Genomic DNA, 16,719 nt, shown 5'->3' on the forward strand with positions numbered 1-16,719 from the left:
TCACATTTTCTTATCCGTAAATGGATATATCCAAAATGGTTCTCTTTCTGATTACTCAATAGCTTCTGAAATTCCAACTTCATACTCTCATTTCAGTTCTTTTACAAACTATTAAATCATTACCGCGTACCATGTTACCCCGGCCAGTAGAACAAAAAGAAGAAGAATATAGATTGCAGATAAGTTTTTCACATTTCTTTTTGTAGACTTACCGTAATTCTCCTCCACGTTTCTTGCAACTAGTACAGTCCCAAATAGCGATACAATTACAATAATAACGACTAGTGAAATTGCAAAATTCATTGTCTTTTCACCTCTCTAAGACCCATCTATTTTAATTAAAGAACTTACATAAAAACCTTCCTCTTTAAAACGTTGATAACATACTACCTTTCTTCTCTTATCATAATAGATGTTTGCAAAAAGCGGACCAACCACTTTCATGTTTTTTTGCTCATCCACTTAAAAAATAAAAAGCAACTGATCACTTAGGACCAGTTGCTTTTTTCAAACGATAATTTTTCATTTAAAATTAATTCGATTTAAAAGTTTCGCCTTTTCATAATGAAACATCGACTGAGATAACTCAAAAATTGTTCCATTTACAAGATACACTGTATTTTCAATAAGAAGCGCCGGATCACCTTCATTTAATTCTAAAAGCTGTGCATTTTCTTTATTTACTTTTTCACAACTAATAACTTTATCAGCAAAACCAATATTTAATCGTAAATCTTCAATGAAATAACTGTATACAGAGCTTAATGCTATTTCTTCGTTCAAATATGGAATAATATCCTTTTTGAAATAACTTACTTCAATAGAGAATGGTTTAGCATCTACAATTCTTAAGCGCTTCAAAAAATACAACCTAGTTCCAGCTTCGCATTGCATCCGCTTTGCTATCTCTTCGTCCGCATCTATTACTTCCAGCTCTAACACTTTCGTTTCAATATTTTGTGAAACAAGATTTTTCGTTAATCCACGTAAACTTCCTAAATTAATGTAATCTGTTACAGAAGTTTCGCGTAAAAACATGCCACTACCTTGCACTTGAAAAATATAACCTCTATTCACAAGCTGACTAATTACTTTACGTATCGTATTACGGCTTACTTCAAATCGATTCATCAACGCTTCTTCTGTAGGTAGTTTTTTCGTTTCATTAAAAAGCCCATCTCGAATGTTTTGCTCTAACACATCTGCAATTTGTTTATACTTTGCACTCATACACTTTCTCCTAAAATACGCTTTTATCTGTTATAACTCTTCCCCTCTCGTTTCGATCACACGTTTATACCAATGAAACGAAAGTTTCTTCTTACGTTTTAAGTTATCATTATGATCGACAAAAATAAAGCCATATTGCTTTTTATATCCATTTAACCAACTTAAAAGATCAATCACTGACCATGCATAATAACCTTTTAAGTTAATTCCCTCTTCAATTGCACGCTTCATTACTTTTAAATGCGCTTCAATAAATTTAATTCTCGGAACATCTACAATTTCTCCGTCAATGATTGGATCTTCATCACCAAGTCCATTTTCCGTTACATACATCTTTATGTCACCGTAACGCGCTTTCAACATATGCAATCCCTCTAAGAAACCTTCGGGAGATATTTCCCATCCCCATTTTGTATATGTTTTATCATCCATTTTAACTGTTCGATAAAAACCATCAAAAGAAGGGTTACCTGGAGCAAGCGTTGAGTTTTCTCGAGAATGTTCCTCACTCTTTATATCCATATCGTATCTTTCTACTCGTATTGGTTGATAATAATTCAAGCCAATAAAATCATTTTCTTCTGCATTTTGTTTAATGATTTCTAATTCTTCAACCGTCCAATTAGGAGTCCATCCTTTTTCCTTTAATTGTTGTACAACATAAGACGGATACTCGCCTTTTAAAATTGGATCATAATACCAATACGTTTCATATTCATTCGCATGATTTGCTGCTTGTATATTTTCTTTTTGATCATCCACACTATAAGCTGGTAAGAAAACATGTGTAATCCCAATCTCACCATATTGTTTCAGCTGCTTGTACACCGCAACTGTTTTCGCGTGTGCATAAAATACATAATGAGTCGCTTGAAAATACTTTGGAACATCATTTTGTATTCCTGGTGGATGTGCACCTTTTAAATAACCTAATCCACAAAACATTACGGTCTCATTAAAAGTAATCCAATGCTTAACTCTGTCACCAAATGCCTTAAAACAAGTTTCTGCATATTTTACGAAAGTCTCTGCTGTTCTTTTATTCGTCCATCCACCATCTTTTTCTAACGGTAATGGTAAATCCCAATGATATAAAGTGACAAACGGCACAATCCCGTATTTTAAACATTCATCAATTAAGTTGTTATAAAATTCAATCCCTTTTTCATTTACCTTTCCATCTCCAGTCGGCAATATTCTCGCCCAAGAAATAGAAAAACGATACGATTCTAATCCCATCTCAGCCATTAAGCGAACATCTTCCTTATATCGATGATAATGATCAACAGCTACATCACCATTTGTTCCATTGTATGTTTTGCCAGGAATTTTTGAAAACTCGTCCCAATTCGTAACACCTTTTCCATCTTCATTCCATGCACCTTCTACTTGATAAGAAGCTGAAGCAGCTCCGAATAAAAAATCATGTGGAAACTTCATAGTATATACCTCCATTTCATTACAACAAATCAAATTCAATCATACATATAAAATTTATAGGTACAAATTTTATATGTATGATTATATCTTATGTTTTTATTTTTTTCTATTATAAAAGTACAATTTATATTGTTGGTTATTGGAAAAGAAATAAGAAGCGATATATTTTATCGCTTCTCACTCTCATCATCTTTATTCTTTTATTAATGACTTATTCGCTCTTATAACTTCTTGATACAATAATGGTGACCACTTTTCATTTATGTAGTCTTGAATTACCCAGCCTACTCTCGCAGGATTCTTTTGTTTTATATGGTTTGCAATTTCAGGATTTATATAAGAGGCATAGTAATATGGACTATTCCATGCTGTACCACCAGAAGACAAGCTTGTAAAATTTATATATAGATGATTTAAATCCTCGCTATTGTTCATCGTTTCATTCATTGTATCTTTAATAGATTTTACTTTCTCATCATAACTCACTTTATATTTATCTTGTACTGTTACATTTACATTTTGATTTACAGTTGTGGTAAACGTCTCATTATCTGGCCAATAAAAATTATTATATCCTCCAGATTCATTACTACCACTATATCTTTTTAGTAGTACAATTTTCCCACGAGCATCTCCAAGTTTTATATTTCCTTCTGTTTTTAAAAAGATAGGATCAACAAAATAATTTTTTTCAAACGTACTACTAAATGAATCTTCTGCCCCTTTCATATCCTCATACTCTTTTTTTAAAGACATAATAATCGTTTCACTCGGGTTATCTCTTAAAAATTGTTTCGCTTCGTTTATGAATTCATGCAGTGTTACATAAAGATATAATGGCCCATGATGAAGAACTATCGTATTATCATCTGTTAAACGTCCTCTTATATCAAAAATGCGAGCTCCATGGTCCATTTGATAGCGAAAATCATATTCTTGCGTCATTCCCCATACTTGCTTAATCGGATTTTGCAACTTGAACGTCCCACTATCGTGTGTTCCTGGAATTGAAATTCGTGCTAACGGGATATTATCAGGTATAGGTTGCATCCATTTCGACCAATTTTCAAGCTCATTAACAGAGCTAGCTGCAACTACTTGCTTATCATGTAAAGCAAATACAAATGTGATAAATATTGTACTACATATGAATAATTTCAAAATTAACTTCTTATTGCTCATTATTATCCCTCTCTTTTTCTGTTTTTATATCAAACTTATTGAATATAATATAAGCTAGTTCAGAAAAAATAAATAACATTTCATCAATATGAAATATTGCATAGAAGTAAAGTTAAAAAATCATTCACATATACTAAATTAGAAAAATTTAAAGGAACTTCATCTGAAGTTCCTTTTACTTATTTTATGTTCAATACGTATGAACCATCTGTATTCTCATATTTATAGACGTATAAATAATATTTACCTGGCTTTGCATTATAAGTTCCTTTAACTACATTGCCTTCATTTTCACCATATGCTACATAGTTATTTAAATCTGATTCATGATGAAGTACCCATGTCATTCCGATATTTTGTTCATTTAGTAGAGAAATATTAATATTTTCCGGCGAGTCAATTTGGAAAGTAAATACATCTACTCTATCACTATTATGTAGCATTCCTTTCACCGGTGTATGAAAGTTAACTTTATTTGCCTGTCTAGGCTCATTATTTGGTTCATTTTCTGTTACTTGTAATTCATTCCCACCGTTTGGTTTTCTTTGTTCATAGCCTAAGTTTAATAGTATAGACTTCAAATCTGGTAAAACACCAATTTTATCTGCATATGGATCTTTAGATTTTGTTCCTGTGCTCTGGTTGCTTAATATTGCTCTTAGTTCACTAGGTCTATATGGTTGTCCTAAATTTTCTTTAGCAATGCTTTGTACTAAAGTCGCTGCCCCAGCAATAATTGGCGAGGCACTAGATGTTCCGCTAAAGCTTGAAGTATATAGATTTACAGCACTTCTACTTTGTTCAGCTGTAGTTGTATCTACATTTTCTCCCCATCCGTACACATCAATACGGCTTCCATAATTCGAAAACCACATACGTTCATGAGGGAAAGATGAAGAGCCAGCGCCTACCATAATTGCACCCGAATCTTTAAAATCTTTACTATTACGATTTAAGACTTGCTTACCTTTTCTATCTTTGAACTGGTCTAAATCATTCCACCCATTTGCTCCAGCCTCTATAATTACAATCCCTTTATCTGTACCAGCACGAATTGCATCAAAAATATCTGGTTGTACTTCAACAGGTAAATATTTATCACCATATCCATCAAAGGATGCTTGCGCCTCTAATAATAAAACATCCCCAGCTTCTAACTGATTTACAGCGCTTAATATTGCATCAGCCGTATTATACTGTCCGTTATCTCTTATTTGAGAGATAACCTTTGCTTTCGCTTTTGGCGCAATCCCAATATTCCCGACTTCATTGTCCTCAGAGGATACAATTCCTAGTACAGACGTCCCATGACCGACATGCTGATCTATATTTCTTCCAGACATTAATTCAATATTTTGATGTAATAAATCCTCATGATTTAATAGCCATCCGTATTCCATATCAACAAAAGTAATACCATTTCCATTACCGCCTTGAATTCCCCAGGCGAAAGGCGCATTAATACCGTATGGGGCTGCTTCAAGATAACCTTGTTTTTTAAATCTAGGATTGTTATTAGGATTAAGAGCTACACTTGATGATTGCACTTCAGGTGGCATTATTTTCTCTTGTTTCTTCATATACGCATCTTCTATTAAAGAAGATGCCTTTAACTTATCTACTATTTCTTCTTCATACCCACTATTTTGATTTTGAAGAATATAGTAGTTTAATAGACTTGTAGATACATGATTAGGTGCTTTCACTTCAAGGTTTTGTATTTGTTCCGGGCTTACAGATGTGAATAAACGAGTAAATGTTACATCTGGATATTCTGTCAAAAGATCTTTTATTATTTTATCATTCGTTTGAGATTGTATTTGTTTTTCAATACCATCTTCATATGGCAAATCCAAATCCGCTTTAAATTTTACAATGATTTGCTTATCTGTTTCTTGTTCTATCCCTAATTTACTCTGCTGTTCTATAGAATCAGCATATACACTATTGATAGTGCCTCCTGTTCCTAAAAGTGTTGTAATGATTACAGTTGACGCACACATTTTTTGAAATATTTTCATTACATCAATCCTCCTATTAATAATTATTAATCATTATATTAATCTATAATGATTAATTCTATAACGTATTCCCTTTCTACTAAATAGATTATAGTAATCAGAAATATGAACTTCAATGTATTTTCATATGCAATATTTCATATTCTGACTCTACACTAAACGAATATGAAACTTATAGTGATTATTTATTTTATATGTGCTAATATACTTACATTAATATATTACGCATATACACATTTCAAACTACATTACTTAATCGTTTCACCTTAATTTTTTCTTAGGAGGATTTACAATGAAATTACTAAAAATAAAACATATAATTCCTTTATCTGCGGCCGCAATTACATTCGTATGTAGTCAAAGTACAGCTGAAGCTTCTACCATTCATACAGTAAAAAAGAACGATACACTTTGGGGCATTAGTAAACAATACGGAGTTTCAATACAATCCATTAAACAGGCTAATAATAAAGGAAACGATAAAACCTTTATTGGCGAACAGTTACATATTCCAGGGTCCGTGAAATCAAATGAAATCACTGTTCCTCAAAATGCCAAGCCTGCGAACATTTCTGAACAAATTATTTATCAAGTACAACCGGGAGATTCATTAGAAACGATAGCAAAGCGTTACAATGTCACTGTCCAATCTATAAAACAAATGAACAATACAGTCGGAAACAAGCTTTATACAGGACAACATTTAAAAATCAACTCAAGTATTTCACAAAAAGAAAAAGACTTAATGGCACGCTTAGTTACCGCTGAAGCAGGTGGCGAATCCTATAAAGGAAAAGTAGCAGTAGCCAAAGTTATACTAAATCGTGTAAATGCAAAAGGTTTTCCAAATACAATAACAGGCGTTATTTATGAACCTATTAAATACGGATATGCATTTACTCCTGTTACAGATGGAAGAATTAATCAACCTGCAAGTGCAGAAGCAAAAATGGCTGTAGAAGAGGCTATCTCCACAAATGGAGTAGATTCAGACTGGATTTATTTCTACAATCCAAAAACATCAACGGACAAGTGGATTACGACACGTCAAACAGTAGCAGTAATTGGTAATCATGTGTTTGCTAAATAAGATTTAAAATCATTAACAGACCTCTTCACTTAAAAGGTCTGTTTTTTTCTATGTAAGATGTTATTAATCATATGACATAGTTATTTTTTAAACTGTTTCTTCTTTCAAATAAAAATTTTTGTATTTACTCCACCACTCGTAGAAATTAATAAAGCATCAAGTTCAAAAACTCCCACTTTATTAATAAAAGCTATTTCTTAACTTCATAAAATTGTTATACACTAGAAAAATAAAAAACAAACTATTCGTTAGCAGGTGGAAGAATATGTATGATGTTACGATTATCGGCGCTGGAGTAAGTAGCATTTTTATGGCTTATTCACTAGCTAAAAGTAACAAAAAAGTTTTAATTCTTGATAAAGGTAAAGCGCTAGAAGATCGCCATTGTCCTTTAGACGAAGGAAAAGTGTGTAATTGTACTACATGTGATAAATATTTCGGGTTTGGTGGTTTAGGCAAATCTGAAGGGAAATTTAATTATACAAACGGATTTGGCGGAGAACTTGAGAAAAAAGTCGGTAAAGAGGTTTTTTTACAACTCATGGCTGAAGTAGATGAAATTCTATGTCAGTTTGGTGGAAGTTCGGTTTCAAAATATTCTACTGAAAATTCAAGTCTCACTAAGAGAGCTGAAGCGTGTGGTTTACAAATGCTAACAACAGAAGTAAGACATCTTGGTACTACACTTTCCAGTAACATTTTTCAGCAGCTCTATGAATTTTTACTGACGAAAATAAAGATCCAATTTCATATAGATGTACAACATATTCTGAAACAGGAAGATCATTTTACAATAGATACAAATCAAGGAACAGTTCAAACTAAGCAACTAGTATTTGCAACTGGGCGCTCTGGGGCCGATTGGTTAAAAGAAATGTGCAGTTCCCTAAATATTTCTCAGGAGCAAACACGTGTAGATTTAGGAATTAGAGTAGAAATGAAAGAACATCAATTACGTTCTATATTAAAAGATACTTTTGAAACAAAACTTTCTTATCAAGGTGAGCATTTCACAGCAACTACTTACTGTATGAATCCAAAAGGACGCATCATTCGAAAGTACGAAGAAGGTTTAGTTATGCCTGACGGTCAAAATTTTCGAGAGCAAGGAACTGGCACTTCTAATTTAAATTTCACTTTATTTATTCCTAGCTATTTTCCAACTCTCAAAGAAGCAAATGTATACGCAGGTTCAATTATTAAAGGCATTAACCAAGGACGAGATCGGATTGTTATACAGCGCTTAGAGGACTTACTAAAGAAACAACCTACGGCGGAAAACAGCATGGAACATAGCCGTATACAGCCTACACTACAGGGGGATTATGGAGATTTGAATCAAGAAATTCCTCAATTATATATTGAAGGGCTCAAAGAATTTTTATTACGTTTAGAACAATTTATACAAGAACCTATTGATCAACATACTTTACTATATGGAATTGATGGAAAGTTCTATGCTCCTACGATAAAAATTAATAATCATTTTGAAACTAGTATACATGGGCTATTTTTAATTGGAGATTGTTCAGGCGTTACGCATTCATTATCTCAAGCAGCTGCAAGTGGTCTGTATGTTGGAAAGTACTTATCTGACATTTAATTTCTATCATTAAAATGTCAGTCAAATATTTTCAATTTCAAAACACTTTACTTACATATAGTAAAATTATATTAATAAACCCCCTATCCTTCCCTGCTAATAATTAACCGACAAAAAATCGGGATTTTACAAAATACATATGTAATATAACTGTATATTTAAAACGATTGACATTCAATTCTAATAAATTGAATGTCAACAGTTTTAAAAGTCTCTATCCATTTTCACTTTTATTTGTTCGATATTTTGTAACATCATCATAGTGTTTAATATGGTAGGATGTCTATAAGTCAATTTCACTACAACTATGACTTGTTCTGCCCGTTTCTCAAAAAGAGTTATATTTATGCTACTACGCTTTAAAAATCCCCATTGTATATATATGAATACTTCAAATTATTCCCTTTAGAAAACAAAGTCTAAATGGTTCATTACACTCTAATAGTTATAAAAATATAATATATAACTTTAGTTAAATAAATTATATAAAGAAGGTGTAAAAATGAAGAACAAAATAAATTTACAAATGCAAAATATAAGTTTTGTTATAATAATGGCTTTAGCGGTATGGTTAAAAACATATCTTATTACGCGATTCAGTTTTGATTTAAAAATCGAGTCTTCAACGCAAGAGCTCATTTTGTTTATTAGCCCTCTAGCCGCATCATTAGCATTTGTTGGATTAGCATTATTTGCAACTGGTGAAAAGCGAAATTATATAGCGCTCTGTATTAATTTCTTATTAACAATCGTGCTTGTTGGAAATGTAATGTTCTATGATTTTTATAGTGATTTCGTTACATTACCAGTACTTGGACAAACCTCAAACTTCGGCCAATTAGGCGGCAGTATTATAGAAATATTAAACTACAAAATTATACTCGCATTCGTAGACATTGTTTTCTTCTTTATTTTATTAAAAAAGAAATCATTGGTCTTTAAAACAGAACGTGTAACTCATTCTACGCGCTTGTTATACTTTCTTTTAACGATTGGTGTATTCTTTGCGAATCTACATCTTGCAGAAAAAGAGCGCCCTGAATTATTAACAAGATCATTCGACCGAGTCATGCTTGTCAAAAATTTAGGCTTATATACTCACCAAGTATATGACTTAACACTGCAAGTAAAAGCTGGGTCACAAAAAGCACTTGCTGATAGTAGTAAATTACAAGAAACTGAAAACTACGTAAAAGCAAATCAAAGCGAGCCAAACCCTAATATGTTTGGTGCAGCGAAAGGAAAAAACGTAATTGTCGTCACTCTTGAATCCTTGCAGACCTTCTTAATAGGCGCATCAGTGAACGGGCAAGAAGTTACACCATTCCTAAATGAATTCATAAATGAAAGTTATTACTTTGATAACTTTTTCCATCAAACTGGTCAAGGGAAAACATCTGATTCTGAATTTCTAATCGATACGTCGTTGTATCCATTAAATCGAGGAGCTGTATTCTTTACACACGGTAACAATGATTATACTGCAACTCCAGAAATTTTACGTCAGCAAGGTTATTTCACTTCTGTATTTCATGCGAATAACGCAACATTTTGGAATCGTAATATCATGTACTCTGCTCTTGGTTATGATCGTTACTATAATGAGCTTGATTACAAAATTACACCAGAAACAAATTTAAATTGGGGATTAAAAGATATCGAATACTTTGATCAATCAGTAGATATATTAAAAACTGTTAATCAACCATTCTATGCTCGTTTCCTTACTTTAACAAACCATTATCCATTTACGTATGATGAAGATACAAAATTCATTGAACCATACAACTCTGGTAATGGCGTATTTGATCGTTACATCGTAACAGCACGTTACTTAGACGAATCAATTAAAAAATTTATTGAACGTCTAAAGGCCGAGGGGCTTTACGATGATTCTATTATTGTGTTATACGGTGATCATTATGGTATTTCCGAAAAACATAATCGTGCAATGGCACAGTTTTTAGAAAAAGATCAAATAACAGAATTTGATACTTTAAATTTACAACGTACACCTTTATATATTCATATTCCTGGACAAACAGAAGGTCAAACTATTTCAAAGCCTACTGGACAAATCGATATGAAACCTACTATTCTAAATTTATTAGGTGTTGATTCTACGAATGATATTCGTTTTGGCCATGATATGTTTTCAGATGAATATACTGGCTTTGTTGTTTTACGTGATGGTAGCTTCGTTACAGATAAGTATGCATACAAAAACAACACTTTCTACGACCGTATAACAGGTGAAATTGTAGATTTACCAAAAAAAGAAGCTCAAGCCCTCATTAAACGTGCCCAAAATGAATTACGAATGTCTGACAAAATTATTGAAGGCGATTTATTACGCTTCTCAGAAAGCAATAAAATTAAAACTGGCGAAGTACAAACTAAAATTAAAGAAACAGAAAAATAATCTATATATGAAAAAGGAGCAACTTATTACAGTTGCTCCCTTTTACTTTTATTCTACGCTTGTTTCTAAAGCTACATCCGTATAGGTATTATCATTACCTATATTTAAAATTACTTCACATTGACGCAATCTCAATTCAAAGAGCATGATAGAATCATGATAGATTTCAGGATTTGATTTCATCTTATGTAATATCTCTTGTTTTTCTTGTATTTCTAAATGCGTGTTTTCTACAGCTTGCTTTAAAGAGTTAAATGGATTCCTAAAGAATATATTAATATCTCGCTCTTGTGTGTTTTCAAACAGCTCAAATTGCAAGAAAAATTTCTTCATAATAGAAGCCGTTACTTCAGTATAATCTTCATTTTCTACATACTGTTTGTATTTGTTATATAGCATAGATTTATTTTTAGGAAGAACTCCAAACAATTTACCGGCACTTTTCAGTAAAAATTGTGCTGGCGTAAATCGACGTAAAATATTTACTTCATCCATTTGTATTCTAGTCGTCATCCTGTCAGTATCTCTGCGCCAGTCATCAAGCACTTTAAAGTCACATTCTAACTGTATTCTATTTTCTCCAAATAGTGAATTAAGCCCTTCACTAAGTTCTTCTAAATACGTTTGACTTTGAAGAAGCTCATTATTAGAAGTTGCAATCCAATTTTGCATAGAAAGAGCCAGATTAGGTAACACAGTTTGTTCTAAATATTTATGCACTCTTTCATTCATTGCTTTATTTAGTTCCGTATCCATGTGCCCGAAATCACTTTCTTCACTAATTAAATTAGAACAGCTCTTTAATATCTTCGGAATATTTTCAGTAAGATCATTTGTAATTTCAGTCTTCATTGAACGATATGATTGTGTAATTAAATGAATTTTTTCCCTCTCAAATGTAGTAAGGTTATTAATGCTACCGTTTAGTTTCACTAGCATATCTTCATTCCAATTAATAGCATCCACCAGATTATTTTCTTTCTCAACACGTTTATCCAAAAGATATGTAATTGTTTTTCGAATGAAAAATAATAACTTTTCAGTACGTTCTGCATCGATATTTTTATGATTAAAGTTAAAATGAATAAACTCAGTTAAATCATTTAATTGTTGACTACTTGTATATAACGAGGAATAAGGGAAAATTCTCGCATACGGGAAATATGTGTTTATTCTCGTTGCCGTATCATGTAATACCCTTTTCACTTCTGCTTCACTGTAAATGTTATCGATTTTATTTAATAAGAAATGAATTTGTAAATTTGGCGTATGTTCTTGAATACTTAATAGAATGTCACGTTCTTTATCAGTAAAAGGTGAATCCGCATTCAATACGAACAGTAATTCGTCTACAGAATTTAAATATTCGAATATCTCATCTCTAGTGTCGTTATTCCTATTAAAGCCAGGTGTCACTACAAATGTAAGTTTATTTTCATTTAAAAATCTGCATGGTAATTTAAATTCAACACACGCTCTATCTCTATATGTTTGATGGTGCTGAGACATCATATTATGGTAATCAGAGACATCTTCCGTTGTTGTAATTGCTGAGTCTGTTATAGCGTTTATTTCTATATGAGCATCATTTTTTAAAACTACTACATTTGAAATTGATTTTTCTAATATATTTTCTCCTAATATAGAGTTAATAAATGTAGTTTTTCCGTTCCCTGAAGTTCCCGTTACTAAAATACGATTTGTTCTTAAATCTGCGAGCTCGTCAACTAACCATTTAAATCGGTGACCTATTTCTATATTCTGCTTTTGTGCCCACTGTGTAATAGATTCAAAAAGGTGTAAGCTGTACTCTAAGCCATTTACATGATTAATAGAATGTGACAGTAAGTTTTCCGCATGTTCTATATTTGCTGAATCTATTTTGGAAGGGAAAATCTCATCCCATGCCAATACAGCTGCAGATGGAAATACAGCATAAGATGGATTGACTACCTTTAACCAATTTGCTAACAGATTTGGTATGATATCGTTTAATTGTCTAAGCGTATATTGACCTTGAATTAATGCAAAGTACGTTTCTTCGTAAAGAGCAGAAACTTTGTTCCATATATCGGACGAATGTATTTCAATATGTAAGAAAAATTCATTTATTGTGTTAAGCCACAATAAGTAATTTTTTTCATTTTTATAACTGTTCCAGAGTGATGAAACCATTTGCGTAAATTGTACTTGATCTACATTATTTAATGTAGCTAATGCATCATAAAAATAGTCTGGTGAAATATGTTTAGTAAACCCTTTATCGATATATCCTTTTAACACCTCAAACCAAGGATACGATTCTATGCGAATTAACTCATTCACAGCAAGCTCTACTGCACTATCAAAATCTTGCTGTTCCTCATAAAAGGAACGGGCAATTTTTGTGACATTCGGATAATCAGGATTTAAAGAAACTGCTTCTTTAATAACACCGAAAGCTGAGTCAAAATTATTTTGCTCAATGTAAAGAGAAAGTAATTGTAGTCTAATTTCGGTCATCAATATTTTATTATCAGTAGTAATAGAAGTATAAATATTTTCAGCAAATGATAACTGATTCAGTTCGAAATAAGCATCCGCAATATTTTTTTGTGCCCATGGTGCTAATTCATTACTAACCTTCTCCCATTTAAAAATAGCTGCTTCAAAATCTTGATGACGATAATAAAATTCACCTTGTGCAAAACGAATATAAGACCCATCAGAAATCTCATTTTTTTCTTCGTTTACATAAGCTTGTCCAAGTACGTCAAGAGTTGGTTTTGTTTCATTCTCCATTAGGAATGTTTCATAATACATCTTTTTTATTAATTGTTTTTCTAATCTCATCTTTTCCCCCACTATATCTTGAAAATACATTTTTAAGATATGTCAATACTTTTTGTATGTATGCTTTTTATCTTAACAAAGAATATCTTTTGGAAAATTTCATTTTCCTTTCATTTTTCAAGTTAGATTGAATTTTTATGAGAAAAGTTTCAGTTTTTTTTCAATTACCTTTCAGTTATGAAACAGCATTAAATGTTCCTAATAACCTAATAACACTATAATATTCCACATTATATTATCAAGAAAACCCCATATAAACCATATTATAAAAACAATCTATATTGAATTTATATACATAATTAACTGTGCTGTCAAACAAAAAAAACAACAATAGGAGCCAACAGCTATTCATACCATTTCTTTCTCAAATTGTTTTCCTTTAAAATGTTTCAGTAGTTATGTAATTAAATTCCATTAACCTATATAAATAACTAGTCCAAAAAATATCTATATGCATATCATGTTATAGTAAAGAATTTAGGAGATCCTAAAAGGAGGCATTTTCATGTTTGAAGATAAATCTAAAATAAATTACCCATATGAATTTACTGAAACTACAACAGTTCCTCTAAAGAACCCCATTGATAAAAAATTCAAGAACGGCACAGGTACACATAACTTCCCAATTAAGAAGCACTATAAAGAGCAAGTTCTATACACTGAAAAAATTAATAATAATAAAAATAAGTAATTGTATAGATCTTTATAACAATTAGCTAAATAAGAAGCAACATTCAACCATGCATAGTTATTTAGTTAGTAATGATACAATTCATGCACATTTTAAAAAGTGCTGTATACAGCGCTTTTTTATACATAGATAAATTTAAGCTAACACAACCAAGAAATAAACGGTAAAATTACTCCACCATATTCTCGTTTAACTATTAAATCTACATATGAAAAGGGAGCAACAGTAAATGTTGCTCCCTTTTGAAATATAATTTATTCACTCTACATAACCCTCTTAAACATCTTCTCCAACTCATAAGTAGAATGATGCACAAGAATCGGTCTTCCGTGTGGGCATGTGTATGGGTTTGTTGTTGTACGTAATTCTTCCAGTAAGGCAAATATTTGATCGTTCGTTAAATATTGATTCGCTTTAATGGATGCTTTACAGCTCATCATGATGGCTGCTTCTTCACGTAACTTTTTAATATCCACTTTTTTTAGTTTGACAACTTGCTCCATCATTTCATCGATAATTTCTGTTTCTTGTCCTTTCGGGAACCATGTTGGATGCGAGCGGACGATAAAGGATTGATGGCCGAATTGTTCTAAAAATAGCCCAACTTTTTTTAGTTCTTCTAACTGTTCTTCGACACGTAAAAATTCAGTAAGAGATAGATCAATACGGTACGGTACAAGTAACTCTTGTACTTCTTGCGCTACCCTTCCTACTTTATCACGGAAGTATTCATAATTAATACGTTCCTGCGCGGCATGCTGGTCAATCATATATAAGCCTTTATCATTTTGAGCGAAAATATATGTTCCATGCATTTGTCCAATTGGATAAAGCGGTGGTAAGTCATTCCCGTTCATTTCAATCTCTTTTATTTCCCGAACTTCTTCTTCTAATTCCTCTAGTTCAAAATCCTCTTCATTACTGTCCCACGATTTCTCTTCTTGAATTGGTTCTTCGATTATCGGTTTAGTGGATGGTTGCCAACTTTGTTCTTCTCTTATGAGCGACTGTGGTGGTTGCCATTCTTGTTTCGGCGGTTGCCACAGTTGTGGTGGCTGTTTCACAGCCTGCGGTTCTTCTTGTTTTGCATCCATGCCAGTTGGTAAAACAATGTCCGGCATAGATGGTTCTTTCGGCTTCGCATGCTCAAACTGGAACTGTTCTTGCACACTTTCGTCTTTTTCTTTTTTCTTCGTTGTTACGCCTGCATCTGGAATGAGCTGTATTTTTTTAAATGCAGCTTGCAATGTTTCTTCGATCAGCTTTAGCAATTCTTGTTCTTTACTAAAACGAACCTCTAACTTCGCTGGATGTACGTTAACGTCAACTAGCATTGGATCCATTTCAATCGATAAGAAGCCAATTGGATACCGGCCAACTGGCAGTAATGTATGGTAGCCTTGCTGAATTGCTTTCATTAGTACAAAGTTTCGAACGTAACGACCATTTACGATCGTTGACATATAATTACGAGATGCTCTCGTTACTTCTGGTAATGTTACATAGCCTTTAATTGTAAAGTCTAAAGATTCAGCTTCAATTGGAACAAGCTTCTTCGCAACTTGAATACTGTAAATCGATGCAAGTACTTGTCTTACATCACCGTTACCTGATGTATGAAGCAATTTCTTTTCATTATGAAACAGTTTTAACGATACTTCTGGATGTGACATTGCAATACGATACACGATATCTGTAATATTCCCGAGCTCCGTATGAATGGTTTTCATATATTTAAGACGCGCTGGTGTATTAAAGAATAAGTTTTGTACTGTAATATCTGTTCCTTTTCGGCTCGCAGTTTTCTCTTGTTTTATAATGTCTCCACCTTTAATTATGAGGTGTGTACCAGGCGCATCACCTGTGCTAGTAATTAATTCTAATTCACTAACAGAGGCAATACTCGGCAATGCCTCACCGCGGAAACCGAGTGTTCTTATGCGAAACAGATCGTTTTCATCTTTAATTTTACTCGTCGCATGGCGTTCAAAAGCGACGATACAGTCTTCTTCTGCAATACCATCACCGTTATCAATGATACGAATTTTCGATAACCCAGCTTCTTCTAAGTGGATTTCAATAGATGTACTATTCGCATCGATAGAATTTTCCACAAGTTCTTTTACGACTGAAGCAGGGCGCTCTACTACTTCCCCTGCCGCAATTAAGTTAGAGAGTTGGTCATCGAGTTTGCGAATTTTCCCCATC

Annotated in this window: 11 protein-coding genes; 4 read left to right on the top strand and 7 right to left on the bottom strand. The window is 32.6% G+C overall.

Annotated features, from left to right (window positions below):
• Positions 1-111: 111 nt before the first annotated feature.
• The 5 genes from ACTFR3_RS09875 to ACTFR3_RS09895 all read right to left on the bottom strand — a co-directional run bounded on the left by ACTFR3_RS09875 (position 112) and on the right by ACTFR3_RS09895 (position 5,873).
• The gene (locus ACTFR3_RS09875; RefSeq protein ID WP_001008261.1) at positions 112-303 is read right to left on the bottom strand and encodes a hypothetical protein; all 192 of its coding nucleotides are present in this window, start codon (positions 301-303) and stop codon (positions 112-114) included.
• A gap of 219 nt (positions 304-522) precedes the next feature.
• Positions 523-1,230, bottom strand: a complete 708-nt coding sequence (locus ACTFR3_RS09880) for a GntR family transcriptional regulator (protein WP_001274912.1) — start codon at positions 1,228-1,230, stop codon at positions 523-525.
• Between the two features lie 30 nt (positions 1,231-1,260).
• On the bottom strand, positions 1,261-2,670 hold the full coding sequence (locus ACTFR3_RS09885) for a glycoside hydrolase family 1 protein (protein ID WP_440044395.1): 1,410 nt from the start codon (positions 2,668-2,670) through the stop codon (positions 1,261-1,263).
• A gap of 192 nt (positions 2,671-2,862) precedes the next feature.
• Positions 2,863-3,852 carry a phosphatidylinositol diacylglycerol-lyase gene (plcA, locus tag ACTFR3_RS09890; protein WP_000066288.1) on the bottom strand — a complete coding sequence of 330 codons (990 nt, stop codon included), beginning with the start codon at positions 3,850-3,852 and terminating at the stop codon, positions 2,863-2,865.
• Positions 3,853-4,031: 179 nt separating this feature from the next.
• Positions 4,032-5,873, bottom strand: coding sequence for a S8 family peptidase (locus tag ACTFR3_RS09895; protein WP_000689194.1), 1,842 nt, complete (start codon positions 5,871-5,873; stop codon positions 4,032-4,034).
• Positions 5,874-6,165: 292 nt separating this feature from the next.
• Between ACTFR3_RS09895 and ACTFR3_RS09900 the strand changes: the two genes are divergently transcribed.
• The 3 genes from ACTFR3_RS09900 to ACTFR3_RS09910 all read left to right on the top strand — a co-directional run bounded on the left by ACTFR3_RS09900 (position 6,166) and on the right by ACTFR3_RS09910 (position 10,988).
• A complete protein-coding gene (locus tag ACTFR3_RS09900; RefSeq protein ID WP_000771005.1) occupies positions 6,166-6,963 on the top strand; it encodes a cell wall hydrolase in 798 nt (265 codons plus the stop codon).
• A gap of 265 nt (positions 6,964-7,228) precedes the next feature.
• Positions 7,229-8,566: an NAD(P)/FAD-dependent oxidoreductase gene (locus ACTFR3_RS09905; RefSeq protein WP_000272406.1), complete on the top strand. Its 1,338-nt coding sequence runs from the start codon at positions 7,229-7,231 to the stop codon at positions 8,564-8,566.
• A gap of 502 nt (positions 8,567-9,068) precedes the next feature.
• The gene (locus tag ACTFR3_RS09910; protein WP_000791027.1) at positions 9,069-10,988 is read left to right on the top strand and encodes an LTA synthase family protein; all 1,920 of its coding nucleotides are present in this window, start codon (positions 9,069-9,071) and stop codon (positions 10,986-10,988) included.
• Between the two features lie 48 nt (positions 10,989-11,036).
• On the opposite strand, the gene ACTFR3_RS09915 is transcribed toward ACTFR3_RS09910, so the two are convergent.
• Complete coding sequence (locus tag ACTFR3_RS09915) at positions 11,037-13,820, bottom strand: dynamin family protein (RefSeq protein WP_440044396.1); 2,784 nt, start codon at positions 13,818-13,820, stop codon at positions 11,037-11,039.
• 505 nt (positions 13,821-14,325) lie between these two features.
• Here ACTFR3_RS09915 and ACTFR3_RS09920 point away from each other — a divergent pair.
• The gene (locus ACTFR3_RS09920; protein ID WP_000461138.1) at positions 14,326-14,511 is read left to right on the top strand and encodes a hypothetical protein; all 186 of its coding nucleotides are present in this window, start codon (positions 14,326-14,328) and stop codon (positions 14,509-14,511) included.
• Positions 14,512-14,774: 263 nt separating this feature from the next.
• On the opposite strand, the gene mutL is transcribed toward ACTFR3_RS09920, so the two are convergent.
• A complete protein-coding gene (gene mutL / locus ACTFR3_RS09925) occupies positions 14,775-16,718 on the bottom strand; it encodes a DNA mismatch repair endonuclease MutL (RefSeq protein ID WP_000516465.1) in 1,944 nt (647 codons plus the stop codon).
• Position 16,719: the final 1 nt, after the last annotated feature.

It is taken from the genome of Bacillus cereus group sp. MYBK14-1, assembly GCF_051916885.1.
Classification (GTDB): Bacteria; Bacillota; Bacilli; order Bacillales; family Bacillaceae_G; genus Bacillus_A; species Bacillus_A cereus.